The organism is Sorangium sp. So ce590 (assembly GCF_051521365.1).
GTDB lineage: Bacteria > Myxococcota_A > Polyangia > Polyangiales > Polyangiaceae > Sorangium.
The window spans coordinates 875290-902060 of record NZ_CP150346.1; the positions used below are offsets into that span (position 1 = coordinate 875290).

Genomic DNA, 26771 nt, shown 5'->3' on the forward strand with positions numbered 1-26771 from the left:
AATTCACCCCGGTGCTTCCTTGGACCGCTCTCGCGAGAGCAGATAGAATGCTCTCGATGCACACGCCCTGCCGGCTGCTCGTCGCTCCTGCGCTCCTCCTCACCCTCGCTGCGTGCGCCAACGGCACCGACGACTTGATGCCCGGGTACTACGAGGAGCAGGCCGGTGGAGGCGGAAGCGGCGGCGGGGGAGGCGAAGGGGGCGCCGGAGGGGCGGATGCGTCTTCGAGCTCGAGGGCGAGCTCGAGCTCGAGTTCCACCGGGGTCGGCGGCGCCGGGGGCGAGGGCGGGAGCAGCGATGGGGGCGAGGGCGGGAGCAGCGATGGGGGCGGTGGGGGTGAGGGGGCCGAATGCGATTACGCTGCACCGAACACGTGTGCTGGAGCAGAGGATCTCGGGACGGTCCCTGGCGATGACGGCGCCGATTGGGCGATGGAGACAGCGACAGGAACCACGTCGAGGTGGTTCAAGGTCCGTGTCATCGATGAGGCGAACTGGCCCACCTCCGAGCGCTTCAAAGCGACGCTCACCTCTCCGCCGGGGATGAATTTCGATCTGATTGTCTACCAAGGGGAGATCGAGGTGAATGCGCCGGATTGCTTCGTGTCCGGCGTGAGGGGGCAAGGAACGCCTGAGTCATTCACGACAACCTGGAATGACCGTATTGGGCCGGACGACCACCGCTGGTTCATCCTCGAGGTGCGTCATGTGGATGGCACCGCGTGCGGCGAGGAGGCGAAGTGGACGCTGACGGTCGAAGGTAGGGTGCCGCCATCACCGGACCCTTGAGCCTGCACGCGAAGCAATGCAGCACGAGGTGTGGCACCGCTCTGTCACTGGAGAGGCCCCGTGCCAAAGATTCTGGCCCACACGACCTCGCTGCACCCCACGCCGTCGCAGTCCTCCTCGCCCCTCTCGTCGCAGTCCTCCTCGCCCGGCAACACCTGATCCTCGCACGCCCCCCCCAGCTCCCATCCGCGACGGCACCGCGCGCCGGCCCGACGCCGCCCCGAGGGGGCCGCCGGTCGCCGGCGACGCGGTGCCTCTGACACACCACATCAGCCCGCGCTGATCGGGATCTGACGGGGCTTGAGCGACGCGCTCTTCGGCAGGTGGATCCGCAGGACGCCCGCCTGGAGCTCCGCGGCGATCTTCTCCGAATCGATGCCCTGCGGGACCACGAAGCTGCGACGGAAGTCCGGCAGGTTGTCCGCGCTCTGCTCGCGCTCGGCCGCCTCGGTGCGCCGGCCCTCGAACGTCAGCTCCCCCTTCTCCAGGCGGATGGCCAGCTTGTCCTGCGTCACACCCGGGAGATCCGCCACGACAAGGAGCTCGTCGGCGTTCTCGTAGATGTCCACCGCGGGGGGCACTGCAGGGCGCTGCTGGATCTTCTCAGGGTTGCTCTCAGCACGGTGGGTCAAGTTGCGATCGGTGCTCATCTTCATCACTCCTTCCTCGGTACATTCCAGATCCGCTGCTCGCCGGATCGTCTCTCTCCTCTCGGTCTGCCTCCGTCTGCCCCTCAGCGCGCCGTCACCGTGATCTGCCGCGGCTGCGCCTCGGCGGCCTTGTTCAGCGTCAGCGTCAGCACGCCGTTCCTGAGGACCGCAGAGGTCTTCTCGGGGTCGACCTTGCTCGGCAGCGTGAAGCTCCGGCTGAAACGCACCCCGCCCCGCTCCCTGCGGTGGACGAGATAGCCCTCCGGCGCGTCCGACTTGCGCTCTCCGCTCACGGTCAGGACGTCCTGGTTGAGCGAGATCTGGACGTCCTTCTCCGCCAGACCCGGAAGATCGGCCTTCACGACAAGCGCGCTGCCCGTGTCGAACAGGTGGATGCGCGGCCCAGGCGTGTACCGCGGCGACTGGTCGAACTCGCCGCGGAGCGACGGGCGAGGCGCGTCGTACTCCTCGAACGCCCGATCCATTCGCCGGCGGAGCTCATCCATCATGGCAAACGTGCGATCGAAATCCGTGTACCGGTTCAGCATGACGACTCCTCCATGACCCCCGCGCGCGGCGCGCGCCGGGGCCTCGCCCGCGGCGCCGTCACCCTGCTCGCGACGGCCCATTTGTTGTAGTGTTACGGGACCTTGGCTCCGAGAGCCGGTCTCCTCGCACCGCCCAATCTTTGCACGGCGCCGGGGGTGTCAAGAGCCGCGCCGACCCTCCCGCTCACCGCGCCGGACCGGGAGGAAGACGAGCTCGACGGGCATCGCCACTCCCCCCAGAAGAACCTCCAGGACACCCAAGGACGCCTCCAGCAGCGACAGCCCGGGAGATCGACCAGCGTTGAACAACCCTGGAGTCACGCTCGAGAAAATGCTACAAACCATGGACATGCCGATCCGCCCGCCCGCTCCCCGCCGCCCGCGGCCCGCCCGCCTCCTCTCGGCCGCCTCCGCCGCGGCGCTGGCCGTCGCGCTGGTCTCGGGCGCCGCGCTGGCGCTGCCGCCTGTGGGCGATCGGGCGCCGAACGCCCGCGTCGAGGACGCCGACGGCCGCGAGCTCCAGCTCAAGGCGCTGCGGGGCAAGCCGATCCTCATCGTCTACGAGGACAAGGACTCGACGACGCAGAACCAGGCGCTCAAGGACGCGCTGGCGAAGCTCGCGAAGGGCGACCGTTACAAGCGCTCCATCGCCGTCACGGCCATCGCCGACGTGAGCTCCTACGACTTCTGGCCGGCGAAAGGGTTCGTGAAGGACGCCATCCGCGACGAGTCGCGGAAGGTCGGCGCGACCATCTACTGCGACTGGGACGGCACCTTCCGCGAGGCCTACCGGCTCCGCCGCGGCATCAGCAACGTCATCCTCGTCGGCAAGAACGGCCAGGTGCTCTTCGCGGCCGAGGGCAAGCTCAAGCCCGAGGCGCAGACAAGGGTCCTCGACCTGCTCCGCAAAGAGGTCGACGGCTGACCGCGGCGCGCGCACAGGCCGGCGCGGGGCGCGCGCTCAGCTCGCGTCCTTGCGGCGCCGGCGCGAGAGCAGCGCGGACTCGACCTGCGCGCGGATCTCCGCCATTTCCGGGGCCGCCACGAGGCCGCCGCGCGCCTCGATGAACGGCCGGAGCGCCTCGGAGCCCGCGCCGCCAACGATCCACGGGGCGCCCCGGCAGGCGTCGGCGTAGGCGTCGATGAGCTCGCGCGCGGCCGGAGGCGGCGGCGGGATCGCGACCGTCAGCGCGATGATGTCCGGCGCGAGCGACTCGACCGCGCGCGCGATCGCGGCAGGCGGCGTCCTCGGGCCGAGCACGATGGAGCGGAAACCCCACGCGCAGAAGCGCAGGCCGACGCCGAACAGCCCGAGCACGTGATCCTCGTCGGCAAAGGCGGCGAGCAGCACGCGCCGCCCGCTCTCGCCCGGCTGCGCCAGCCGCAGGAGGTGCATCAACGTCGCGCCGAGGACCTGCGAGGCGAGGTGCTCCTGCGCGACCGTGATCTTCCCCTCGTGCCAGAGGTCGCCGATGCGCTCGAGCGCCGGGCCGAGCGCGCGCTCGAAGATCGTCACCGAAGGGCCGAGCGACAGGGCCCGGTTCACCTCGGCCTCGAGGCCGTCCGGGTCGAACCGGATCGCTGCGTCGACGATGCGATCGCTCGCGCCCGCGAACGCGTCGCCGCCGTTCATGTGCGCCGGCGCGCGGGGCACCTCCGTCTCGCGCACCATGCGCGCCGCCTCGGCCGCGGCCATCCCGCCGTTCACGTAGTCGCGCATCTTCTTGATCACCGCGACATCGTCATCGCTGTACAGGCGATACGCCGACGCCGTGCGCGCAGGGGACGGCACGCCGTAACGACGCTCCCACGCGCGCAGCGTCGCCGACGTCACGCCACACATCTTGGAGACGGCATGGATTCTGTAACGGCTCAAGTGAACAACCCTGGTGGACCCGCCGAGCCGCGGCCGCCAGCGCCGGCTCGAAGCACCGAGCCGACGGGCGGCGCAACCCCAGGAAGGCCAGCTTGCGCAGATGTTTTCGCCTTTGTCAAAGGCTAGTACAAACATTATCCTCGGCACCATGCGAAACACCAGCGCTTCTTCGGCGCATGAAGAGCGGCCCGGCCCCTCGCCGGGCGACGACGGGGCCGCCCCGCGGCAGGCGTCGCGCGCCACGGGTGCCCGCGGGGCGCCGCGCGCGCCGCGGGCCGTCGTGATCGGCAGCGGGTTCGGGGGCCTCGCGGCGGCCGTGCGGCTCGGGGTGCGGGGCTACGACGTCACCGTCGTCGAGAAGCTCGACGAGCCGGGCGGGCGCGCGTACGTGCACCGCCAGGACGGCTTCACCTTCGACGCGGGGCCGACCGTGATCACGGCGCCGTTCCTCTTCGAGGAGCTCTGGCAGCTCTGCGGCCGGAACCTGGCCGACGACGTCGATCTGCGGCCGGTGACGCCGTTCTACCGGATCCGCTTCCACGACGGCGTGACCTTCGACTACACGGGCGGCGCCGCCGCGATGCGCGCCGAGGTCGCGCGCCTGTCACCCGGCGACGTCGCGGGCTACGAGCGCTTCGTCAAGACGAGCGAGGCGATCTTCCGCGTCGGGTTCGAGGAGCTCGCCCACGTGCCGTTCGGGTCGTGGACGGACATGGCGCGAATCGTGCCCGACATGATGCGGCTGGAGAGCTACCGCACGGTGTACGGGCTCGTCGCGAAGCACGTGAAGGACGACCGCCTGCGCCAGGTGCTGAGCTTCCACCCGCTGCTCGTCGGCGGGAACCCGTTCTCGACCACCTCGATCTACAGCCTGATCGCGTTCCTCGAGCGCAACTGGGGCGTGCACTTCCCGATCGGCGGCACGGGCGCGCTGGTGCGCGGGCTCGTGTCGCTCATCGAGGGGCTCGGCGGATCGGTGCGGTGCGGCGCCGAGGTGCGGCGCATCGCCGTGGAGGGCGGCCGCGCCCGGGGCGTCGAGCTCGCGTCGGGGGAGCGGCTCTCGGCCGACGTCGTCGTCTCGAACGCGGACTCGGCGTGGACCTACAGGCACCTCGTGGCGCCCGAGGCGCGGAAGCGCTGGACCGACAGGCGCATCGAGCGGCAGCGCTACTCGATGAGCCTCTTCGTGTGGTACTTCGGCACGCGCCGGCAGTACCCGGACGTCGCGCACCACACGATCCTCCTCGGGCCGCGGTACAGGCCGCTGCTCGAGGACATCTTCGAGAAGCACGTGCTCGCAGACGACTTCAGCCTCTATCTGCACCGGCCGACCGCCACGGACCCGGCCCTCGCGCCGCCCGGCTGCGACGCGTTCTACGTGCTGTCGCCGGTGCCGAACCTGCTCAGCGGCACGGACTGGCCCGCGACCCAGGAGCGCTACAGGCGCTCCATCGCGGCGCTGCTCGAGGCGACCGTCCTGCCAGGGCTCGGTGGCGCGCTCGCGAGCTCGCGGCTCCTCACGCCGCAGGACTTCCAGGACCGGCTGCTGTCGTTCCGCGGCGCGGCGTTCGGCCCGGAGCCGGTGCTCACGCAGAGCGCCTTCTTCCGGCCCCACAACGCGAGCGAGGACATCGAGCATCTCTATCTCGTCGGGGCAGGGACGCACCCAGGGGCCGGGCTTCCCGGGGTGCTCTCGTCGGCGCGCGTGCTGGATCGGGTGGTGCCGGATGCATCGAAGTTCCGTTGAGGCGTCGGCGGCGGACTTCGCCGCGTGCAGGGCGCTGCTCCGCAAGGGGTCGAAGAGCTTCGCCGCCGCGGCGCTGCTGCTGCCGCCGCGCGTGAGGGAGCCGGCGGCGGCGTTCTACGCGTTCTGCCGGGTCGCCGACGACGCGGTCGACGAGCTCGGGGAGCACGCCCCGCCGTCGGCGGCCGCGGCGGCGGTCGCGGCGCTGCGCGAGCGGCTCGCGCGCGCCGCGGCGGGCGCGCCGGACGACAGCCCCGTCGACCGGGCGCTCGCCCACGTGATGGCGGAGCACGGGCTGCCGCGCGCGTTCATCGAGGCGCTGCTCGAGGGGCTCGCGTGGGACGCGGCGGGGCGCCGCTACGAGACGCTCTCGGAGCTGAACGCCTACGCCGCGCGCGTGGCGGGCACCGTGGGCGCGACGATGTCGACGCTCATGGGGGCGCGGGGGCCCGACGCGCTCGCGCGGGCGTGCGACCTGGGCGTCGCCATGCAGCTCACGAACATCGCGCGCGACATCGGGGAGGACGCCCAGCGCGGGCGGATCTACCTGCCGCTCGCGTGGCTGCGAGAGGCGGGGATCGAGCCGGACGCCTGGCTCGCGCGGCCCGCGTTCGACGACCGGCTGGGGCGCGTCGTGGCGCGGCTGCTCGCCGAGGCGGAGGTGCTCTACCGCCGCGCGGGCGCCGGCATCCCGATGCTGCCGCGCGACTGCCGCGCCGCGATCCAGGCGGCGCGGCTCATCTACGCCGACATCGGGCGCGTCATCGCGCGCCGCGGCTTCGACTCGGTGTCGGCGCGCGCCGTTGTGTCGCCCGGCCGCAAGATGTGGCTCGTGCTGCAGGCGCTCCTCCGCAGCCCGGTCGCGCCGGAGGAGGAGCGCGCGCACGGCGCGGCGCCGCCGCTCGACGAGGTCCGCTTCCTCCTGGAGGCGGCGCGATGAGGGCCGGGGCAGGCGGCCCGACGGGCGCGGCGGCGCGGGAGCTCGACGCGGCGCGTGGGCGCGTGCGCGAGGCGGGCGGCGAGGCGCTGCTCGCGCGCCTGGAGCACCTCGACGCGGCGCGGGTCGCGCCGGCGCCGCAGACGGGCCTCGGGCGCGCGCCGCGGCCGCCGGACCGGGGCGCGGCGGCCGACTACGACGTGGTGATCGCCGGCGGCGGGCTGTCGCTCCTGCTCGCGCCGATGCTCGCGTCGGCCGGGCTGCGGGTCGCGGTGCTCGACAGGGCGCGGATCGGCGCGGCGCACCGCGAGTGGAACGCCGGGACGGCCGAGGTGGCCGCGCTGTCGGCGTCGGGGATCTTCGCGCAGGGCGAGGTGGAGCGGCTCGTTGTCGCCCGCTACGTCGAGGGGCTGTGCCGCTGGCACGGCGGCGGGACGTACCCGGTGCGCGGCGTGCTCGACCACGCGATCGACGCCGGGGGGCTGCTCGCCGCGGCGCGGGCCCGGGCCGAGGCGCTCGGGGTGGCGCTGCTCGACGGGCACGCGCTCCTCGGGCACGCGGAGGGGCCGGACGCCGTCGCGCTCGCCGTGGCCGAGGCGCGGGCGGGCGCCGCGCCGCGCGACCTGTCGGCGCGGCTCCTCGTCGACGCGCGCGGCGCCGCGAGCCCCCACGCGACCGCGGACCTTGTCTGCCCGACCGTGGGCGGCGTGCTCGCGGGGCTCGCGGAGGGCGACGGGGAGCGCCGGATCCGGCCGGATGTCGGCGAGATCCTCGCCACGACGGAGGACGTCGAGGAGGGCAGGCAGCACCTCTGGGAGGCGTTCCCGGGGCGGCCGGGCGAGACGACCGTCTACCTCTTCTATTACGCGCGCTCCGGGGACGTCGGGCCGGGCGCGCTGCTGTCGCTCTACGCGCGGTTCTTCCGGCTCCTCGCGCGGTACAAGGAGGGCGACGCGCGGCTCGTCCGGCCGACGTTCGGGTTCATCCCCGGCTGGTCGCGGCTGTCGGCCGCGCCGCGCGCGCCGGGGCGGCGGGTGCGGCTCGTGGGGGACGCGGCGGCGCGGCACTCGCCGCTGACGTTCTGCGGCTTCGGCGCGAACGTGCGCGAGCTCGCGGCGACGGCCGCCGACCTGGCGCGCGCGGCGCTGGATCCGGGCGCGCCCAGCGCGGCGCGCGACGCGCCGGTGCACTCGGGCACGGGCGCGCTCGCGGCCCTGATGGCGAGGCCGGCCGGCGGGGCGAGGGCAGGGGAGATGAACGCGCTCCTCAACACGGCGTTCGCGGTGCTCCACGCGATGGGCAACGACGCGTACGCGGCGCTGCTGCGCGATGAGATGCAACCTGGCGATTTTGTTAGATTTTTGCGCGAGACAGCGGCGCGGCGGCCCGAGGTGTACCGCGAGGTCGTGAGCGCGCTGCCGCTCCGGGCCCTCGGCCGCTGGGGGGCGGGGCTCGCGCGGGAGCTCTACCGCGCCCGCTGAGGGGCGCGCTCGCCGAGGGGGGCTCCGGCGGAGGGGCGCCCGGGCGCGGCGCCCGTCGAGGGGCGTCCGGGCGCGGCGCCCGCCGCTGCCCGGCGCGCGAGGACGAGGGGCCCGAGGAACAGGCCGTACGGCGGGCCCCCGGTGCTGTGGTGGACGCGGTGCGCGTCGCGGACGCGCGCGAGGTAGGGGATGCGCGCGAGGCCCGAGACCGGGAGCCGCCGGTGGACGAGGCCGTCGTGGACGAGGAGGTAGGCGAGGCCGAAGGCGGTCATGCCGAGGCCAAAGCCGAACGCGGCCTCGCGCAGCGGTCCCGGCGCGCCCTCGCAGCCGTAGATGATGAGCCCGGCGGCGATCGGGGCGTGGAGGAACGCGAGCGCGTCGTTCTGCTCGAAGGCGCCGCGCCGCTTCGTGTGGTGGGAGCGGTGGATGCTCCAGAGGGCGTGGTGCCAGACCCTGCCGTGGAGGAGCGCGGCCCACACCTCCATCGTCGCGAAGGCGGCGAGCGCCGTGGTGATCCAGATCGCGAGCGAGAGCGTCATCGCGCCCTCCGCATGCGGAACGGCAGGAGGAGCTGCACCCAGGGGCTGGCGAAGCGGTCGAGCGAGAGGGCCTCGTGGACGACCATCGCCGGCTTGCCGCCGAACGTCGCGGCCGCGAGGGAACGCGCGTAGAACGGCGTGTCCTCGTAGGTGCGGAGGAGCCGCGGCGCGGAGCCCGGGTCGGCGGCGATCTCCCGCGCCATGCCCCAGCGCGTGTCGCCGAGCGGCCGCGGGGTGAGCGGCGGGAGGTCGCGCGCGCCGCCCCCCGCGTCGAACGCGGGCGAGAGGAGCATGCGCGTGCCGTCGCGGCGCCGGACATCGTAGGTGAGGGCGATGCCGTCCGCCCCGAGCGCGCGCGACCAGGTCCAGCGCTCGAAGGCGCGCTCGAGCGGCTCGTCGCCGGCGTTCGTGTCGAGGTAGGCGCTGCCGGAGAAGCGCAGCGACGGGTGCGTGAGCTCGACGTCGGCGCGCGCGATCGGCGCGATCGGCGACCAGCGATGGCGCCCCCGGCCGTCCAGCGCGACCCCGGGCTGCGCGCCGCTCGCGCCCGGCGTCGCGGGCTCGGGCGCCGACGGGCGGAGGCGCACCGTCCCGGAGAGCCGCGAGGGCACCGGCGCCGTGATCTCGTCGAAGGTGACGCGGAGCTCGCCCCCGGACCACTCCATCAGGCTCGGGCCGATGGCGAGCGACCGCGGCGACCTGGAGACGGCGCCCCGCGGCCGCTCGGTCAGCGCCCAGCGATCGGCGCGCGGGCCGTACAGCGCGACGTTCATCGCGCAGTGCATGAGCGGGTCCGCGGCGCCGCGCGCGCGGGCCCTGGCGTAGTACGGCGAGAAGACGCTCCCGAGCATCGCGATGATCGTGATCGCGCTCCGGCCGTCGTCGCTCACCGCGTCCAGGTACCACCAGGCGTAGCCGCCGCTCGGGATCTCGAGGTCGAAGCGAGGTCCTCCATCACGCTCCGCGCCGCGAGCTGGCCGCTCAGCGCCGCCATCGGCACGCCCGCCCCCGGGTGCGCGCTCCCGCCGGCGAAGTACAGGCCCGGGAGCTTCGAGCGCGAGGCCGGGCGCGCGAAGGTGGAGCTCCACCCGTGGGACACCGGCCCGTACAGCGCGCCCCCCGTCGCCGGGAACATGCGCTCGAAGTCCGCCGGCGTCGTCACCACCGGGGAGGGGCCCGCGCTCTTCAGCGAGAGGCCGGACCTCTGCAGTCGATGGAACACACGCTGCTCGCATTCTTGGATCTCCGTGGATGAGGGGGTGTGCATATCACCTGTCGCGGGGGCGTTGACGATGAAGAACAGACGCTCTCCGGCGTGCGCCTCCGGGGGCGCGCCGGCCGCGGCCCCGCCGGGCCCCGGCGACGGCTCGTCCCAGCGGTCCTCGGCGCCGACATAGACCGTGGCGTCGCGCGGGACCGTGGCGCGCTCGAAGAGGTCGCGGAACTCGGCCTCGTAGTCCCCGGAGAAGAAGACGTTGTGCCGGAGGAGGGGAATGCCGCTCACCTCGGCCACGAGCGCCCAGGTGACCGCCGAGAGCGACCGCGGCGCGCTCGCCGGCGCCTTGCCGGCGACGCGCTGGCCGAACAGGCCGCTCCGCAGCGCCGCCGGGTCGGCGTTCATCACGATCGCGTCGGCCTCGATGCGCTCGCCGCCCTCGAGCACGACGCCCCGCGCGCGGCCGCGGCCTTCCTCGATGGCGGCGACGCGCGCGCCGCAGCGCAGGGTCGCCCCGGCGCGGGTCGCGGCCGCGGCGAGCGCCTCGGCCACCCGGTACATCCCGCCCTCGGGGAGCCAGAGGCCCTCGCGCTCCACGTGCGCGATCACGCTCAGCGTCGCCGGCGCGAGGTACGGCGACGAGCCGCAGTAGGTGGCGTAGCGCCCGAACAGCTGCAAGAGGCGCCGGTCCGCGAAGAAGTCGCCGAGCGCGCGGTGGAGGGTGCGGTGCCCGTCGATCTTCATCATCCCGCCGAGGCCCAGGCTGCCCGCCGTGCTCAGGATCGTCTTGAGCGTGGGCCGCTCCGCGCGCAGGAACGGCGCCTCCACCACGTCGAAGATCTCGCGCGCGTACCGGCAGAACCGGCGGTACCCGTCCGCCTCCCGCGCCCCCGCGAGCGCGCCGATCGCGTCCGCGGTGCGCTCGACGTCGGCGAAGAGATCGAGCGTCGACCCGTCCGGCCAGACGTGGCGCGCGAGCGTCCCGGCAGGGCGGAGCGGCACCTGGTCCCCGAAGCAGAGCCCGAGCGACGCGAAGATCTCGTCGAAGACCCACCGCATCGTGAGCGCCGTCGGGCCGGCGCCGAGGCGGCGACCCCCGAGGTCCACCTCGCGTATCTTTCCGCCGACGCGCGCCGCCCGCTCGAGTAGCACGACGTCGAGCCCGTTCGATGCCAGGAGCGCGGCCGCGGTCAGCCCGCCGATGCCCCCGCCGATCACCACGACGCGATCTCCCTTGTCCGCCATGGAGCCGTAGTTTACCCGTCGCGGACGGTTTGTCTATGCTTTGTGTAAGCGTTGTTCAAACCATTGACAATAACCTGAACCTCGTCAAAAGTCGCCTGTTATGGATTTCGATCGCCGGATCGAGCGCGTCCTCCGCGTCGCCATCGAGTCGCTCTCCTCGCCCGCGTCGCCGCCCGGTCTGCTGGCGGCGACGCACCACGCCGTCTTCCCCGGGGGCGCCCGCTTCCGGCCACGGCTGTGCCTGGCCGTGGCCTCGGCTTATGGCGATCCTGCGCCGGAGGTCGCCGACGCGGCGGCGGCGGCGGTCGAGCTCATCCATTGCGCGTCGCTGGTCCACGACGATCTCCCCTGCTTCGACGACGCGCCGATCCGGCGCGGCCAGCCCTCGGTCCACCGGGCCTTCGGCGTGCCGATCGCGGTGCTCGCCGGCGATCAGCTGATCGTGCTCGCCTTCGAGGCGCTCGCGCGCGGCGCCTTCCACGCGGTGGCGAGCGGCGTGTCCGACGCGCGGAGGGCGGTCCGGTTCTTCGAGGTGCTCGCGGGCGGCGTCGGGATGCCCCAGGGGATCATCGCCGGGCAGGCGTGGGAGTCGGAGGCGAAGGTCCCGCTGTCGGCCTACCGGCGCGCGAAGACGGGGGCGCTGTTCGAGGCGGCGGCGGCCCTGGGCGCGCTCTCGGCGGGCCAGGACGGGGCCGCCTGGGGCGACCTCGGGCAGCGCATCGGCGAGGCGTACCAGGTCGCGGACGACGTGCTCGACCTGATCGGCCAGCCGGAGGACATGGGCAAGCCGGCGGGGCGGGACGGGGCGCTCGGACGGCCGAACACGGCGCTGGAGCTCGGGCTCTCCGGTACGACCCGGCTGCTGCAGCGGCTCATCCAGGACGCTGTCGAGTCGGTGCCGCAGTGCCCGCGGGCCGACGCCGCGCGGTCGTGGGTGGTCGAGCTGGGCGACAGGCTCCTCCGGGCCTGCAAGATCCGGGACGCGGCGCTCCCGAGCGTGAGCTCCATGTAGCGGCCTCTGCCCGGGGCGCCCGGCTCCGTGGCGGGGGTGTTCGCGCGGGGCCTACGGTCGTTCGAGGGGCGCCGTCCGAGACTTAGGATCTGCGGAGGAACAGGCGTGGTTGCGCGTCGCCGGACGGAAGAGGAAAAGGGGCTTCGGGAAGGGCCTTAGCGCTGTCGAATCGAGACAGAGAGCGTGCGGGCCGGCTCGACGAACACTGGTTGAGATGCCATTCTCGGCGAGCCTCTCCGCGCCTGTCGCGGTGGGTAGGACCGTGGAGCGGCGCAGAGGTGGTCGCCCTGCGTCTTGTGAAATAAGGGGTGGGTCGTAGTCCGCGATCGGGGGGATTGGGGATGAGGGCGATTCGGGAGCAACACGCCACCATCGTTTCTCGCAAACTCGAGGCCGATAGCCCGGGGGGAATGCGCGAGGCGATCACCTCCGTCGAGCAGCTCGCGCGCGTCGCGCGCGGGCGGCTCCGGGACCGGGTGGTGGACGTCGGGAGCCCGACGAACGCCGGCCTGCGGGGCGCGCCAAGGAGCGCGAGCTTCGTCCGCGCCGGCAGCGCCGCCGTGCCGCTGCACGTGTCACGGATGCTGCTCGATCGACACCAGCTCGCCGCTCACGCGCTCGCCCACCTCTCCGCGGAGATCGAGGCCTGCCGGGCGCTCGCCAGCTGGGCCTGCGAGGCGGGCGGCGAGGCCAGGGTCGTCGCCGAGGCCCACGCAGGGACGCTGCTCCTGTCGCTGCGCGGGGGCGTCGATCTGGGGGGCGGAGAGGTCGCGCCGCTCGGCGAGCTCGAGCTCCGCGATGACGAGGTCGCCAAGGCGATCGGACACCCCGCGGTCGCCGCGTGGGCGCGCGACGCCGGCTCGGGCGCCGCCGTGGCGTCGCTCGTGCGCACGGCCGCCGAGCACGGGATCCCCGGCTGCGGCGGCGCAGAGGACGAGCGCGTCGGATGGATACGGCACAACATGCGCGACTTCGTCGAGCGCCTCGTCGAGCCGCTCGCCCCGGAGATCCACCGGCGCAACGGGCTCATCCCGGAGTCGATCGTCCGCCGTATGGGGGAGTTCGGGGTGTTCCGGCTGGCCACCGCGCCCGAGCACGGCGGCGACGGGCTCGGCGCGGCCGCCATGGCCGCCGCCGTCGAGGAGCTCGCGCGCGGCTCGCTCGGCTTCGGCGTGCTCACCATGACAGCCTCCATCGCGATGGACCTCATCGCCCGATCCGGCACCGACCTCCAGCGCAGGACCTGGCTGCCGCGCGTCGCCGGCGGCGAGGCGCGCTGCGCCCTCGCGTTCTCGGAGCCCGCCTACGGGTCGGACCTCGCGCGCGTCGCCACGCGCGCCGAGCGCCAGGCCGACGGCAGCTACCTCATCACCGGCAAGAAGGCATGGGTCACCGGAGCGTCACGCGCCGACCTCGTGCTCACCCTCGCGAGGACCACGACGCCGGGCGGACAGGGACAGCAGCCGCTCGGGCCGAGCCTCTTCGCCGTCGCCAAGCGGCGCGGCGCGCCGGGCGCCGACTTCCCGGACGCAGGGATCGCCGGGGCCGAGGTGCGGGCGCTCGGGCAGCGCGGCATGGGACACTACGAGCTCCGGATCGAGGGGCTCCAGGTCGGCCGCGAGGCCCTGCTCGGCGAGCGCGAAGGCGAGGGGATCGCCCAGATCCAGCGGTCGCTCGTGATCGGCCGCGTCTACGCGGCGGCGTGCGGCGTGGGCGTGGCGCAGGCCGCCCTGGAGCTCGCGCTCGAGCGGGCCAAGACGCGCGTGCAGTTCGGGTCGCAGCTCATCTCCTTCCCGCGCGTGGCGCACCGGCTCGGCGGGCTCATCACCCGCGTCGCGGCCGCGCGCCAGCTCACGCGCGCCGCCGCGCAGGCCGCGGACACGGGACAGCCGTGCGAGCTCACGTCCGCGATGGCCAAGCTGTTCTCGAGCCGCGCAGCCTGGGACGCCGCCGACGCCTGCATGCAGATCCACGGGGCGAACGGCTACGCCGAGGGCTCGGTCCCGGCGCGGCTCCTGCTCGACGCCCGCAGCCTCTCCTTCCACCTGGGCACGCAGGAGGTGCTCGCGCAGGGCATCGCGCGCGCCCTGCTCGAGGGATCGCTGCCCTGAACGGGCCCGCCCCGCCGCGGCGGAGCGCGCCGTGGACGAGGGCGAGCGCGCGCAGGCGTGTGCGCGAGCGGCGCCGTCGTCAGCGGTGCGCGCCTGTGCCATCATCGCGCGGACCGATGGTCCGCGTCCGCTCTCCTCGCTACGGCCGCAAGCTCGACGATTTCACGGTGGGCGCGGTGTACGCCCACCCCTGGGACGTCACCGTGGACGAGGGGATGCTCGCGCTCTTCGCGGCCTCGTTCCAGGACGCGATCCCGACCTACTCGAGCCGGGTCGCGGCCAGATCGGCGGGGCTCAGGGACAGGCCGGTGAGCCCGCTGCTGCTCCTCAACCTCGGGATCTCCTTCAGCGTTCACGACGTGAGCGAGCAGGCGATCGCCCACCTCGCGTACATCGACGTGCGGTTCCCGGAGGCCTGCTATCCAGGGGACACGCTGCGCGCGAGCTCGATGGTCATCGGCAAGAAGCCGGTCTCGACGGGCGACAAGGGCGTCGTCCACGTCAGGACGCAGGTGGTGAACCAGGACGGGCTGCTCGTCTGCTCGTTCGAGCGCAAGGCGCTCGTGCCCCCCGGCCGCGTCGCGGAGCGCCCCGCCGACGCGCCGCACGCGATCGTGCAGCCGGACGGGACCCCGGCGCGCCTGCCGAAGGAGCTCGACGGCCCGCTGCCGCCGCCGGCGCGCCACGGCGGCTTCGCCTGCTTCTGGGACGACTTCGAGGTGGACGACGTGCTCACCCACGAGGTCGGCCGGACCGTCGGCGACAGCGAGCACATGCAGCTCGCGACCCTCCTGCGCAACTCCCACCCGCTGCACCTCGACGAGCAGTACTGCAGGACGAGCTCCTTCGCGAAGACGCGCGTCGTCCACGGGGGGCTCGTGCTGTCCTGGGTGCTCGCGCTCTCCAGCCGGGACACCGCCGGGTGCGGCGTCTGGGACCTCGGCCTCGACGACGGGGCCCACCCGAGCGGCGTGCTCGCGGGCGACACGCTCTTCGCCGCGTCGAAGGTGATCGCCCGTGAAGAGGCCGGCGCAGGCGCCGGGAGCGTCACCTTCCGGATCGTCGGCGTGAAGAACACGCCGCCGCGCGCGCTGCTCGAGCAAGGGGCCGATCTGTTCACCCCCGAGCTCGGAAAGACCGACGGCAGGGTCAAGGAAAAGGTCGTGGAGATCACGCGTACGCTGCTCGTGCGCCGACGGAGCTAGCCGCGCTCGCGGCATGGGCCGCAGAAGAGGGATCCCCCGCGGGGCGCGCCGCGGCATACAATGCGCGGCATGAGCACCGCGACGTCACGACGAGGAGCAGGACGGCCATGAGCGCGGCGGCGAGCCGTGACCGTGAGCTGGACTCACTCCGCGCGCGCGTCGCCGAGCTGGAGCAGGCGCTGTCCGACGCCCACGCGTCACGCCAGCGCGCCTCCGCCGCGGATCCGAGCAGCGCGCGGGGCCCCGCCTCCATCGGGTGGGAGGCACGGATCGACGAGGCCGAGCACGCGGCGCAGATGGGCAACTGGCTCTGGGAGCTCGGCTCGAACCACGTCACCTGGTCGCGGCAGCTCTTCCGGATCCTCGGCTACGACCCCGCGACGGACAGGCCGTCGACGGAGACGTTCCTCGCGGCCATCCACCCCGACGACAGGGAGCGGATGCACGCCGGCATGCGGCAGGCGATCGAGACCGGAGAGGGATCGGGCGCGAGCGCGTTCCGCGTGCGCCACCGGGACGGCGCGGTGCGGGAGTGCCTCCTGAGCAGCCTGCCCGTCATCGAGGGGGCGGGCCCGCCCACCCGCTTCTTCGGCGCGATCGTCGACCTCACCGAGCGCCGCCGCGCCGAGCAGGAGCTCCGCCGCAGCGAGCGCATGCTGAAGGAGGCGCAGCGCATCGCCCTCGTGGGCAGCTGGTCCTACGACCTCGCGTCGCGGACCATCCGCTGGTCCGAGGAGCTCTACCAGCTCCTCGGCGTCGACCCGTCCGTGCGCCCGACGTTCGAGCTCTTCGCGGGCCTCATCCACCCGGAGGACCGCCACCGCGTCTTCGGCGGCGCGGAGAGCGCCTCGCCGCTCGGCATCGCGAGCCCCGTCGAGTGCCGCGTCGTGCGCCCGTCGACCGGGGAGCTGCGGCACATGCAGATGGCGGCGCAGCTGCTCACCGACGACACGGGGGCGATCACCGGGCTCGTCGGCACGAGCCTCGACATCACCGAGCGCCGGCGCCTCGAGGAGCAGCTCCTGCACAGCCAGAAGCTCGAGGCGATCGGGCGCCTCGCCGGCGGGGTCGCGCACGACTTCAACAACATGCTCACCGCGATCTTCGGGCACAGGGAGCTCGCGGTGCGCAAGGTGCCGCCGTCGTCGCCCATCCTCGATCACCTCACGCAGATCGGCACCGCCGCGGAGCGCGCCGCGGCGCTCACGCGGCAGCTGCTCACCTTCGCGCGCAAGCAGCTCATCCAGCCGACCGTGGTCGACCCGAACGCGCTCATCCTCGGCGTCGAGCCGCTCCTCCGCCCGCTCGTCGGCGAGGACGTGGAGCTCGCCGTGCTGCCGGGGAGCCAGGTCTGGCCCATCCACATCGATCGGGGCCAGTTCGAGCAGCTGCTCATGAACCTCGTCGTGAACGCGCGCGACGCGATGCCCGCCGGGGGCCGCCTGACCATCGAGACAGCGAACACGACGATCGGCGCGGGCGACGCCGAGCGGACGCCGGAGCTCGAGCCGGGCGACTACGTGGAGCTCACGGTCACGGACACCGGGCAGGGCATCGAGGACGCCATCCGGCAGTACGTGTTCGAGCCGTTCTTCACGACCAAGGAGCCGGGCAAGGGATCGGGGCTCGGGCTCGCGACGTGCCACGGCATCGTGAAGCAGCACGGCGGCCACATCTGGTTCTCGAGCGCCGCCGGCCAGGGGACGCGCTTCACGATCTGCTTCCCGCGCGTGCGCGGCGCGCCTTCCGAGCAGCCCACGAGGACGCCCTCCTCCGTCGCGGGGGGCAGGGAGACGGTGCTCGTCGTGGAGGACGAGGCGCAGGTGCGCGACCTCTGCGTCGCCGCGCTGCGCTCGTTCGGCTACTCGGTCCTCGCGGCGCGGAGCGGCAAGGAGGCGGTCGCGCTCGCGGCCACCCACCCCGGAGCGATCCACCTGCTCGTGAGCGACGTGGTCCTCCCGGACGCGCGCGGCCCCGCGCTCGCGGCGGCGCTCGCCCGCGCGCGCGCCCCGCTGCCCGTCCTCTACGCCTCGGGCTACACGGAGGACGCCCTCCTCCCGGGCGACCTGCTCGACGGGGCCGTCCACTTCCTCGCCAAGCCGTACACGCCGACGCAGCTCGCCAGGGCGGTGCGCGCGGTGCTCGACGCGTCGGCGCAAGCGCGGCGGGCGAAGGGCCCGGGCGACGCTCCGCCGCCGGCCTCGACCGCCGAGCGCCTGCAGTGAGCGCGCCCGTGCGCGACCGGCGGCTCGCGCGCAGAGGCGGCGGTGCCGGAGCGAGCGGCGTGTGCGCGCGTGTGCCCGCGCGCGCGCTCCGCGCTGGCCCGAGCGGCCGGGGAGCCTCTATCCTGGGCAGGCGGCTGTCTCGATGAAGATCCGGGGCTCAGCGCTCATGCACGCGAGGACCTACCTGCAGACGCGGTGGGGGAGCCAGGCCATGTCGGCCCTCGACGCGAAGCTGCCCGCCGCCGCCCGCGCGGTCTTCTCCTCGCCCGACCTCGTCGCGCACAGCTGGTACCCCGTCTCGGTCTGGAACGCCATCGCGGACGAGATCACGAGATGGCCGAACAAGGCCGGTGTCGTCCGCGATCTCGCCGCCTACGTGGCCGAGCAGGACCTGACGCTGGCGCACAAGGTGCTCCTCAAGCTCGGCACGCCCGCGCTCGTCATGCGGCAGGCCGGCGTGATGTGGGGCATGTATTTCAACGGCGGCCGGCTCGCCCCGCTCGCGGAGGGCGAGCGGTTCTTCCGCCTGATCCTCTATCTCGGGGTCGATCCGCAGTCCGACCCGGGGCGCCAGACCTGCAGGGACGCTGTGCCGGCGTGGCAGGAGAACGCGCTCCGGCTCGCGGGCGCGCGAGGCGGGCAGAGCCTCCACACGAAGTGCCGCTTCGAGGGACACCCCACCTGCGAGTACGAGGTGCGCTGGCTCCGCTGAGGCCGCGGCGGCGCGGGCGCGTCAGGTCTTCGTGCAGAACGCGAACAGGTTGACCTGCGCCTCCTCGGCGCGCACCTCGACCGGGGTGGTCCCGAACTTCGAGCGGGAGAACAGCGTCCTGAGATCATCGGAGCTGCGGTGGATCAACTCCCACTCGAGGACGTGGTCCATGAAGGCCTTGCTCGGGTTGTTCACCCCGAAGTTGCCCACGACCGCGATGCCCCCGGGGAGCAGCTTGTCATGCATGCAGTTGAGGAGGCTCACGACGAGGTCGTCGCGGAGATAGTCGGTGAGCCCGATGCTGTAGATCATGTGCTGGGGCTTGAGCACCGTCCTGCCGCGGCCGTGCGCGAGCCGCACCACGTTGTCCTGGGCGAAGCTGAAGCGGTCCATGACGCCGAGATCCTCGGCGATGCCGGCGGCGTAGGCGAGGGCCTGGTTGTCGATATCGATGCATGTCGCCTTGATGTCGGGCGGCTCGCCCCCATCCGCGAAGAGGTCGAACAGCTCGCGGGCGGGTCCGCTCGCCAGGCTGGTCACGAGGACCGGGCCGGACCCGTGCACGTGGAAGGCCTCCCGGAGCGCGCGGCTCAGCACGCCCCGCCTGTTCTTGACGGCGCGGCAGGCCTCGATCGCGAGCCCCCACTGGTCGATGAAGCGGCCGAGGCGGCCGTCGCCGGCGGGCTCGTCGTTGTACATCATCTCGATCGTGTAGAAGTCGCCCGCGTAGCCGCGCGGCTTCGTGTAGCACCGGTCGACGGTGCGGCTCAGCATGAAGAGCGAGAAGGTCTCGCGGAAGACGTAGGCGCCGATGCCCTTCTCGAGGTGGCGCTCGCGCTCGATGTGCTCGCGCAGCGCGGACACGATGGTCTGGCACGCGGCGCTCACCTTCTCCTGGATCTCCGCCTCGGGCTGCTTGGCCTCCTTGACCATCCTGTCGGCGATCATCATCTCGAACTTGAACTGTTCGACCGTGTCGATGAGCTTCGGAGGGATGTTGTTGGTGCCGGCCTGGCCCGTCCTCGCCGCGTGAAAGCGGTTGACCTGGGGCACGTCCTCGACGAGGAGCGGGGGGAGCATCGCGGTGTTCTCGCGGAGGCGCTGGGCGAGCATGATCGCGAGCGACTGGTAGAAGCGCGCGGCGAGGCCGGGGACGGAGGCAAGCAGCGAGTGGACATACGGGCCCTCGATCACGTCGAGGGTGCACTCCTCGCGGGCGACGACGGAGGCGCTCGCGGCGGCGCTCTCGAGGAACGACATCTCGCCGAAGATGGCGCCGGGGCCGAGCTGGCGGAGGGCCACGCCGCGCCCGAGGTGGGCGACCTCGACCCCGACCAGGCCGCTGCGCACGATGAAGATGCCCTGCCTGCGCGAGCCCTCCTCGAGGATCTGCTCGCCCGGTCGGTAGGTGACGCAGGTCGACTTCTCCAGCAGCAGCCGCTCGTCATCCTGGGTCAAGAACTCGAAACCTGTCGTCATGATGCCTCCCGACCACCGTAGGCGCCTCGGCGTCGCGGCGAGCCGGATCCCTCCCCGCCGCGGCGACAGGACGTCCACGCGTGCGCCCCTTCTACCACGACGCATCGCGACCTCGCTGGGGCATGGCGCGCCTCTCGAGGCCCGGCCCCGATCCGCGCCCCGGCGCCCAGCGCGATAGCGCGCGCGCCGCCGCTCACGGCGGGGCGCAGGCCGCGAGGCCGCCGTCCTCGGCGAGCACCAGCACACAGGTGCGGAGCACATCCATTCCGGCAAATCCGTCCGACGGGCAGGCCCCCCTCCGCTGGCCGGGCAAGAGATCGAGTTCCGCGGCGGCGTCGAACCCCGCCAGGTGGAGGCGAGCGCCTGACAGCACCGGAACGGTGTGCTTGCCAGAGGCGGCGTAGGCGCTCCTGCCGCCCGCCGCCCGGCGCGACAGCCGCTTCCCCGCCGGCGCGGCGGCGAAGAGCGAGCTCTGTGACGCGCCCGAGTCGACCTTCAGCGTGACGGCGATCCCCTCGACGGTCGCCTCGACGGTGAGCTCGCGGCCCTGGTTCGGGCCGCCGCAGTGGCCGAGCTCCGCGATCGCGGCCTCGCCGAACCGCGCCCGGAGCGCGCGGGCGGCCTCGTCGCGCGGCGCTTCGGTCATCCGGCCCTCGCGCAGGTCGAGCACGACCGCGCGGCCCGGCGCGGCCAGCGCCTGCGGCGCGAGGACGCCGCCGATCCCGAGGCGCTGCAGCGCGTCGGGGACGGGGATGACGAGCAGCGCGGGGGCGTCCACCGCGCCCCACCCGGCGAGCGCGATGGTCGCGCGCTCGATCCGGGAGACCGGCACGGGCCGGCCCGCGTGGTCGACCGCGACGTCGCCGGCGGTCGAGAGCGGCAGCGCGAGCTCGTCGGCGAGCCAGCGGGCGATCACGTGGTGGGAGGCGCCGGTGTCGACGATCAGCGCGGTCGGCTGGCCGGCGACGACGGCATCGATGAGCGGCGAGGGGAACGGGCGGTCGTTCAGCTCGAACTGGAGGCTCGCCCGGCGCCCCCCGGCGCTCGCCGGCCCCGCGCTCGCCGGCTCCGCGGGCGAAGGTCCGCGGGCGGCGTCGACGGCGGGCGCCGCGCCGTGCGGCGAGGCCGGCGCCGCGCGGACCGCGGCGGGCTCGGCGCAGCCGGCCACCGCGAGCGCGCCGGCTGCGAGGGGGATCGAGAGCGCGAGGGCCGCCCTCCCACGAGCGCGCTGCACCCGCATCACCCGCGCTCGGCCTGCCGCGGTGAGGGACGGCCCCGGCGCCGGGGCTCGCCGCGCTCGCCTCTCCCCGGCGAGGTGGAGAGTCTCTCTCGCATCGTCATCGAGCCATCCTTGGCCGGCGCTCGACCTCGGTCAAGCGGGCTCTGCCGGCGACCCCGGCGCGCCGGTTGTCAGCCGGCTCGTCCGGCTCCAAGGTTTGCGCAGGAGAAGGCAAACGCATGATCCACATCGAGGCGAGGCACGTGATTCACTGCGACGAGGACACCTTCTGGGAGCTGTTCTTCAGCGGTGAGGTCAACGAACGGATGTACCGCGACGTCCTCAAGTTCCCCTCGTTCGAGGTGCTGGAGCAGCGGGAGGACGAGCGCACGAGGGCGCGCAAGGCGACCGGGCAGCCCCGTATCCACGCGCTCCCCGCGGCCCTTCAATCGATGCTCGGGCCGAACTTTCGTTACATCGAGGAGAGCGTCTTCGACAAGGCCGCGCGGACATGGAGCTGGACGATGGCGCCGAGCCTGCTCCACGATCGGCTGCGCAATTCGGGCACCCTGCGGGTCGAGCCGTCGGGCCCCGGCCAGGTGACGCGCGTGGCGAGGGCGACCATCGAGGCGAAGATCTTCGGCCTGGGCAGGGTGCTCGAGGGCATCATGGAAAACGAGATGCGCGCCGGCTGGGACGACAGCGCGGCGTTCCTGAATCGCTGGATCGCGGAGCGCCCCGCCCGGGCGGCGGCGAGCGTTCAGCCGGCGTGAAGGGAGCGTGTTTTGCGCGGCCGCCCGGGCCGAGAGGCCATCACGGATCCAGGGAGGCGCCGAGGCGGCGCTCCACCTCGGCGCGGGTCGGATAGGAGGGCTGGCACCCCTCGCGCTCGACCGAGATGCCCGCCGCCGCGATCGCGCGTCGCAGCGCGGCCTCGATCGTCATCCCGGAGGCGAGCCCGCCGGCGAGCACGCCCGCGAGCGCGTCCCCCGCGCCGGTCGTGTCGACGGCGCGGGCGGGCAGGGCCGGGAGCTCGTCGCCCGAGGGCAGCAGCACCGCGCCGCGGGCGCCGCGCGTGAGCACCACGCGCTCCGGCAGGTGACCGCGCAGCGCCTCGTGCTCGAGCTCGTTGACCACGGCGAGATCGAACCGGCCGACGAGCGCAGGGTCGATGGCGTTGACGGGCGATGGATTGCAGATCGACAGCGCGCCGTCGGCGCGCGCGGCCGACAGCACGCCGTCGATCGCCTCGGCCGGGATCTCGCCCTGACAGAGCCAGACCGAGGCCCCGCACGGCGAGGGCGGCGCGACGAGCGCGTTGGCGCCGGGGATCGCGAGGATCTGGTTCTCCCCGGCGTCGTCGACGCAGATCAGGGCCACGCCCGTCGTCGCGCCGCGGTGGACTGCCACGGTGGACTGGTCCACGCCGCCTTCGGCGAGCGCGGCGGCGCAGAGCTCGCCGTGGGCGTCGTCGCCGCGCGCGCCCGCGAGCCGCACGCGGGCGCCGGAGCGCGCCGCCGCGACCGCCTGGTTCGCCCCCTTGCCGCCCGGCGCCACGAGGAAGCGGCGGCCCAGCACCGACTCGCCCGGGCGCGGCAGCCGCGGGCCGTAACCGAAGAGATCGGCGGTGATCGAGCCGCAGATCGCGAGCAACCCCATGTCCGCCGCATACCACGAACGCGGCGGCGCCGAGCCGCTGGACGGCGCCAATGAGCCGATGAGGCGGCTGCTCCAGGCTCAGCCGCCGAGCGCGCCGTCCAGGTGGCGGGACGCCAGCGTGGAAAGGAGGACGAGCAGCGTCGTGCGACCGAACAGCCATGCGAGCGCGCGCAGCGGCCATCTCTCCTGGCGCGCCGCCTCGCTCCGCGTCCCCTCGGCCAGCTCGTGCTCCCCTTTGCCGGCCCGCGAGAGCCTGTGTCTCCGCGCCCTGTCCATCCTCTTCTGCGCCGACTCGCTGGCGACCTGGGCCGGCGAGCGCGTCGCCGGCCGCGGGCAGATCTCGGCGTCGAAGAGCAGTGCGCCGTCCGGGGCGTAGCGCCGCGCTCCCGAGCTGTTCTCGAAGAGCCAGACGCCGTCGTCGACGGCGAGGAGCACGGAGTCGCGCCACGCGCGGCCGGCCGGGCCTTCGAGGCAGGGGCGGAGCTCCTGGTCCTCCGGTCGGGCCACCCAGAGGCGACGATGGTTGAGCACGCCGACGAGCCCGCTCGGGCTGACCGAGAAAGCGAGCCTATCGAGCGAGCCGTCCTTCGGATTGACAAGGAACGTCCTGAGCGCGCCGCGCGGATCGACGACATCGAGCCTCACCCCGCGGTGGCGGGAGAGGACGCCGAGTCCGCCGCCGGGCAGGCGCCGGACGACCTTCACGCCGCGTCGGCCGAGGACCGCTCCGGGGAGCGCGGCGGCATCGCCTTGCGCCACGGCGATGCGTCCCCTGTCGACCCGCAGATGAAGGCCGAGCGCGCGCGCCTCCCGCCCGTGGAGCGACGCGAGCATCGAATCGCTGGTCGCCTGTTTCCCGAGGGAGGCGCCGGTGGCGCTGTTGAGCACCTCGTGTCCGTCTCGGGAGTAGAGCAGGATGCGTTCACCGTCCGACGCGAGGCCGAGCGCCTGCTCCCCGAGCTTCCCGGGCATGCGCTCGCGCCGGAGCCACCGCACCCGGAGATCCGGGCCGAGCGCCACGACGACGCGCTCATGCACCTCGTCGTGGCTCCGCCGCGGCTCGGTCCGCTCTCCGGTGGAGAGCGAGAGCAGGACGAACCCACCGTCGTCGAGCGGCGCGACCCTGGGCGCCTCTCTCCAGTCGAAGAGCCCCTCTTGCACCGGGGCGGCGCGCCCGCTGACGGGGGCGAACCGCCCCGACACGATGAGCCATGTCATCGGGGCGCGGTCACGGACGCGTTGCGAGGAGGTTTCGGGAACGTGCGGGACCGCGGTGCAGCGCTCGCAGCCTGCTCCGGGGGCGCTCGAGTCGCCCGCAGCGCTGCAAAGGGCGCAAGGAGAAGAGGGCTCGACGCCCGCGGTGCGGGGGCGCTCGGCCGCGGCGCTGATCTCGGCCTCCTCTCCAAGGAGGATCGCCTCGGGATCGAGGCCGGCGATCGGGATGGCCGCCGGCCAGCGGCGTCGCGCGTGCTGCGTCCCGCAGCTCGAGCACGAGAGGGGTGTGAGCGCGCTCGAATCGAGGGAGAGCGGCGCCCGGCAAGCGCGACACGCAGGCTTCGACCGAGAAAATTCGAGTGACAGTGACATTTCCTGCACGCGCTGCACCTCGCCCGGCAGCAGGCGCGGAGCGCGGTAGAGCGGTTCGCGTAGCATGCGATGCCACACGCGGTTTGCGATCTCGGTGAACGTGCCGCACACGGAGCAGAAGATCTTCGTGTCGACCCGGTTGATGGGCAGCATCGCCTGGCAATACTGGCACCGCCCCCGCATCGTTACGCACAGCGCATCCACGGCAGCGTCCTCGCTTCTCGGCCTTCGTCTCGCGCGCCACGCCCGACGACGGTGAATGATAAAAGCGACATCGCAGACGAGATGTCAAGTCACAGTTCCGCGGACCTGAGTTGATCGGAGCTGCAATGGAAGCTGCGCCGCGCTGGAATCCAGTCTGCCGGTTGCTCTCGTCGGTGGGTTGCCGTCGTCGATGGCGCCCTTGCGCATCCACGCGGAGCGGGTGCGCGATACTGCGGTTGCGGGACCGCGAGGGTGGCCGTTGAGGAGAGCCGGCGCGGTGATCCCTCGTGAGTGTCTGTGCAACAGAGTGGGCTTCGGAGTTGCGGCCGGGCTCCGGCGTGTCGTCTCCTGCCCCTGCTCGATGTGCCGGCGCGCATGTCTGGGCCGGCTCGAAGGCGGCGTGGCGCTCTACCTACCTGTTTACCTGTCTGCCGGTCAGTCGGCGACCCGCGCGGCCACGGCGTCCGTCTTGCCGGCCGCGAGCGCGCCGGCGCGGCGGACGACGCCGAGGAACTCCTGCTGATCGCCCTTGCTGGACGCCGCTGCCCTCGCGATCTTCTCGACGTCGGAGAGCCTCCAGGAGCGCGCATGCGGGCTGTGGCGCAGGATCTCGGAGAAGCCGGCCACCGCGGACGCGAAGCGGAGGTCGGCCGGCGCCGCGTCGAAGGTGGGGGCGATGGCGCCAGGAGCCATCTTGACCAGCGTCTCCTCGGCCACGTCCGAACCGAGAGGCGCCTTGTGGCGGAGGCGCACGACGACCGGCGCCGCCCCCTCGCCCTTCTGCGCCGAGGCCTTGAGCTCGACGTCGTAGATGGCCGTCACGCTGTGCCCGGCGCCGATCTCGCCCGCGTCCACCTTGTCGTTCCGGAAATCCCGGTCGGCCACGTTGCGGTTCTCGTAGCCGATGAGCCGGTAGCTCTTGACGAAGCGCGGATCGAAGTCGACCTGGATCTTCACGTCGCGCGCAATGACCTGGAGCATCCCGCCGACCTGCTCGGAGAAGACCCGCCGCGCCTGCGCCTCGCTGTCGATATAGGAGTAATTGCCGTCGCCCTGGTTGGCGAGCTGCTCCATCATGAGATCCTTGTAGTTGCCCTGGCCGAAGCCGATGGTGGACAGCGTGATCCCCTTGTCCCGCGCGCGCTTGATCGTCTTTAGGATCTCGTCGTGGGAGGTCGGGCCGACGTTCGCGTCGCCGTCGGAGAGCACGACGACGCGGTTGATGTGCCCCTTCACGAGCGTCCGCTCCGCCAGCCTGTAGGCGAGGTCGATCCCGCTCGCCATGGCGGTGGAGCCGCCGGCGCTGAGGTCCGCGATGGCAGCGAGGATCTTCCCCTTGCTCTCGATGCCGGTCGGCGCCAGCACCTCCCGCACGCTGCCCGCATAGGTGCAGAGCGCGACCGTATCCCCCGGCTTGAGCGACTCCGTGAGCATCTTCAGGCTCTTCTTCGCGAGCTCGATCCGGTCCGGCGCGTGCATCGATCCGCTTGTGTCGACGAGATACACGAGGTGCACCGGCGTCCGCTCCTTGACCGGCACGCGCTTGCCCTGGACCGCCACGCGCACGAGGTGGTGGCCCACCGTGAACGGCGAGGGCGCGGCCGCGAGGTGCACCGCGAACGGGCCCGTCGTGGGCGACGCATAGCCGTAATCGAAGTAGTTGAGGAACTCCTCGGCGCGCACGGCCTGATAAGGGGGCAGCGCGCCGTCCAGGATCTTGCGGCGCGCGATCGCGTAAGAGGCCGTGTCCACGTCGATCGCGAACGTCGAGAGCCGGTCCTTCGCGGGGTTCTCGACCGGGTTGACGCCATAGTCGCGGTACGACTCGCTGCCCTGGGGCTCGGGCGCCGTGATGGCGACCGCCGCGGGCGGGGCGGCCTGCGCCGGGGCGGAGACCTTCTTGGGCGCGGGCGCGGTGCCGGTCGCGCGGCCGCGCGCCTCCAGCCTGGCGGCCGACGTCGCGGTGGCCGACTGGGCCACCTGCGCCGGCGAGGGGGAGGCCGGCGAGCGCGGGGCAGGAGCAGCCGCCACGGGCGGGGCAGGCGGGGGCGGGGCTGCCACCGCGGGCGCGGCCCCGGGGGCGGCCACCTCGGCCTTCTCGTCCCGAGCAGCGGACGCGCGGTCCTCTTCTTGTTCTTGCGGGGCGTCGTACTCCGGCTGCATCGACTGCCCGGCGGCGGTGCCCGTCGGCACGGCCGGCGATGCAGGTGACGCCGGCTCCAGGGCTGGCGCAGCGCTGCCGCAGCCGACGAGCAGCGCAGCGAGGAGAGCGGGGGCGACGAGATCGAGGGGCCGAGTGCGCATGAGGTGTCCTCCTTGAAGGGGATCGCGAGC

At 73.3% G+C, this 26771-nt stretch carries 22 protein-coding genes; 11 read left to right on the forward strand and 11 right to left on the reverse strand.

The genetic code is table 11. The features are described 5' to 3' along the window. The first annotated feature begins 431 nt into the window (after window positions 1-431). The gene (locus WMF28_RS03310) at window positions 432-788 is read left to right on the forward strand and encodes a hypothetical protein (RefSeq protein ID WP_437600579.1); all 357 of its coding nucleotides are present in this window, start codon (window positions 432-434) and stop codon (window positions 786-788) included. A gap of 269 nt (window positions 789-1057) precedes the next feature. Here the strand turns inward: WMF28_RS03310 and WMF28_RS03315 are convergent, their stop codons facing one another. Further along, the gene (locus tag WMF28_RS03315) at window positions 1058-1438 is read right to left on the reverse strand and encodes an Hsp20/alpha crystallin family protein (RefSeq protein ID WP_437600580.1); all 381 of its coding nucleotides are present in this window, start codon (window positions 1436-1438) and stop codon (window positions 1058-1060) included. Between the two features lie 83 nt (window positions 1439-1521). After that, window positions 1522-1986 carry an Hsp20/alpha crystallin family protein gene (locus tag WMF28_RS03320; protein WP_437600581.1) on the reverse strand — a complete coding sequence of 155 codons (465 nt, stop codon included), beginning with the start codon at window positions 1984-1986 and terminating at the stop codon, window positions 1522-1524. 343 nt (window positions 1987-2329) lie between these two features. On the opposite strand from WMF28_RS03320, the gene WMF28_RS03325 reads away from it, so the two are divergent. Further along, the gene (locus WMF28_RS03325) at window positions 2330-2911 is read left to right on the forward strand and encodes a YtfJ family protein (RefSeq protein ID WP_437600582.1); all 582 of its coding nucleotides are present in this window, start codon (window positions 2330-2332) and stop codon (window positions 2909-2911) included. 36 nt (window positions 2912-2947) lie between these two features. On the opposite strand, the gene WMF28_RS03330 is transcribed toward WMF28_RS03325, so the two are convergent. After that, window positions 2948-3997 (reverse strand): MerR family transcriptional regulator, encoded by a 1050-nt coding sequence (locus WMF28_RS03330; RefSeq protein WP_437604204.1) that lies wholly within the window; start codon window positions 3995-3997, stop codon window positions 2948-2950. A gap of 13 nt (window positions 3998-4010) precedes the next feature. On the opposite strand from WMF28_RS03330, the gene crtI reads away from it, so the two are divergent. Genes crtI through WMF28_RS03345 form a run of 3 tightly spaced genes read left to right on the forward strand, consistent with a single transcriptional unit; the run spans window position 4011 to window position 8024 of the window. Beyond that, window positions 4011-5609 (forward strand): phytoene desaturase family protein, encoded by a 1599-nt coding sequence (crtI, locus tag WMF28_RS03335; RefSeq protein ID WP_437600583.1) that lies wholly within the window; start codon window positions 4011-4013, stop codon window positions 5607-5609. Continuing rightward, window positions 5590-6546, forward strand: coding sequence for a phytoene/squalene synthase family protein (locus tag WMF28_RS03340; protein ID WP_437600584.1), 957 nt, complete (start codon window positions 5590-5592; stop codon window positions 6544-6546). Before crtI ends, WMF28_RS03340 begins: the two co-directional genes overlap by 20 nt. Beyond that, window positions 6543-8024 (forward strand): lycopene cyclase, encoded by a 1482-nt coding sequence (locus tag WMF28_RS03345; RefSeq protein ID WP_437600585.1) that lies wholly within the window; start codon window positions 6543-6545, stop codon window positions 8022-8024. The genes WMF28_RS03340 and WMF28_RS03345 overlap by 4 nt, the downstream gene beginning before the upstream one ends. Here WMF28_RS03345 and WMF28_RS03350 read toward each other — a convergent pair. Genes WMF28_RS03350 through crtD form a run of 3 tightly spaced genes read right to left on the reverse strand, consistent with a single transcriptional unit; the run spans window position 8009 to window position 11024 of the window. Next, window positions 8009-8563: a beta-carotene hydroxylase gene (locus tag WMF28_RS03350; RefSeq protein WP_437600586.1), complete on the reverse strand. Its 555-nt coding sequence runs from the start codon at window positions 8561-8563 to the stop codon at window positions 8009-8011. The two genes, WMF28_RS03345 and WMF28_RS03350, sit on opposite strands and share 16 nt — an antisense overlap. Continuing rightward, window positions 8560-9453, reverse strand: a complete 894-nt coding sequence (locus tag WMF28_RS03355) for a carotenoid 1,2-hydratase (RefSeq protein WP_437600587.1) — start codon at window positions 9451-9453, stop codon at window positions 8560-8562. Before WMF28_RS03355 ends, WMF28_RS03350 begins: the two co-directional genes overlap by 4 nt. Beyond that, the gene (gene crtD, locus WMF28_RS03360; protein WP_437600588.1) at window positions 9450-11024 is read right to left on the reverse strand and encodes a 1-hydroxycarotenoid 3,4-desaturase CrtD; all 1575 of its coding nucleotides are present in this window, start codon (window positions 11022-11024) and stop codon (window positions 9450-9452) included. The genes WMF28_RS03355 and crtD overlap by 4 nt, the downstream gene beginning before the upstream one ends. Before the next feature lie 100 nt (window positions 11025-11124). Here crtD and WMF28_RS03365 point away from each other — a divergent pair, with 100 nt between their 5' ends. The 5 genes from WMF28_RS03365 to WMF28_RS03385 all read left to right on the forward strand — a co-directional run bounded on the left by WMF28_RS03365 (window position 11125) and on the right by WMF28_RS03385 (window position 18289). Next, window positions 11125-12036: a polyprenyl synthetase family protein gene (locus WMF28_RS03365; RefSeq protein WP_437600589.1), complete on the forward strand. Its 912-nt coding sequence runs from the start codon at window positions 11125-11127 to the stop codon at window positions 12034-12036. Window positions 12037-12446: 410 nt separating this feature from the next. Continuing rightward, window positions 12447-14147 carry an acyl-CoA dehydrogenase family protein gene (locus tag WMF28_RS03370; protein WP_437600590.1) on the forward strand — a complete coding sequence of 567 codons (1701 nt, stop codon included), beginning with the start codon at window positions 12447-12449 and terminating at the stop codon, window positions 14145-14147. A gap of 116 nt (window positions 14148-14263) precedes the next feature. Further along, a complete protein-coding gene (locus WMF28_RS03375) occupies window positions 14264-15352 on the forward strand; it encodes a MaoC family dehydratase (protein WP_437600591.1) in 1089 nt (362 codons plus the stop codon). A gap of 107 nt (window positions 15353-15459) precedes the next feature. Then, window positions 15460-17577: an ATP-binding protein gene (locus WMF28_RS03380; protein WP_437600592.1), complete on the forward strand. Its 2118-nt coding sequence runs from the start codon at window positions 15460-15462 to the stop codon at window positions 17575-17577. Between the two features lie 142 nt (window positions 17578-17719). After that, window positions 17720-18289, forward strand: a complete 570-nt coding sequence (locus tag WMF28_RS03385) for a hypothetical protein (protein ID WP_437600593.1) — start codon at window positions 17720-17722, stop codon at window positions 18287-18289. Window positions 18290-18310: 21 nt separating this feature from the next. On the opposite strand, the gene WMF28_RS03390 is transcribed toward WMF28_RS03385, so the two are convergent. Further along, on the reverse strand, window positions 18311-19768 hold the full coding sequence (locus tag WMF28_RS03390) for a cyclic nucleotide-binding domain-containing protein (RefSeq protein ID WP_437600594.1): 1458 nt from the start codon (window positions 19766-19768) through the stop codon (window positions 18311-18313). A gap of 193 nt (window positions 19769-19961) precedes the next feature. Next, entirely contained in the window at window positions 19962-21008 is a 1047-nt protein-coding gene (locus tag WMF28_RS03395) for a retropepsin-like aspartic protease (RefSeq protein ID WP_437600595.1), read from the reverse strand. A gap of 218 nt (window positions 21009-21226) precedes the next feature. On the opposite strand from WMF28_RS03395, the gene WMF28_RS03400 reads away from it, so the two are divergent. Next, window positions 21227-21760, forward strand: coding sequence for a DUF2505 family protein (locus tag WMF28_RS03400; protein WP_437600596.1), 534 nt, complete (start codon window positions 21227-21229; stop codon window positions 21758-21760). Between the two features lie 40 nt (window positions 21761-21800). Here WMF28_RS03400 and WMF28_RS03405 read toward each other — a convergent pair whose 3' ends face one another. From WMF28_RS03405 to WMF28_RS03415, 3 genes are all read right to left on the reverse strand, one after another. Then, window positions 21801-22646: a ribokinase gene (locus tag WMF28_RS03405; protein WP_437600597.1), complete on the reverse strand. Its 846-nt coding sequence runs from the start codon at window positions 22644-22646 to the stop codon at window positions 21801-21803. Window positions 22647-22724: 78 nt separating this feature from the next. Continuing rightward, window positions 22725-23864: a hypothetical protein gene (locus tag WMF28_RS03410; RefSeq protein WP_437600598.1), complete on the reverse strand. Its 1140-nt coding sequence runs from the start codon at window positions 23862-23864 to the stop codon at window positions 22725-22727. A 1008-nt stretch (window positions 23865-24872) separates the two neighbouring features. Continuing rightward, window positions 24873-26741 (reverse strand): vWA domain-containing protein, encoded by a 1869-nt coding sequence (locus WMF28_RS03415; RefSeq protein WP_437600599.1) that lies wholly within the window; start codon window positions 26739-26741, stop codon window positions 24873-24875. Window positions 26742-26771: the final 30 nt, after the last annotated feature.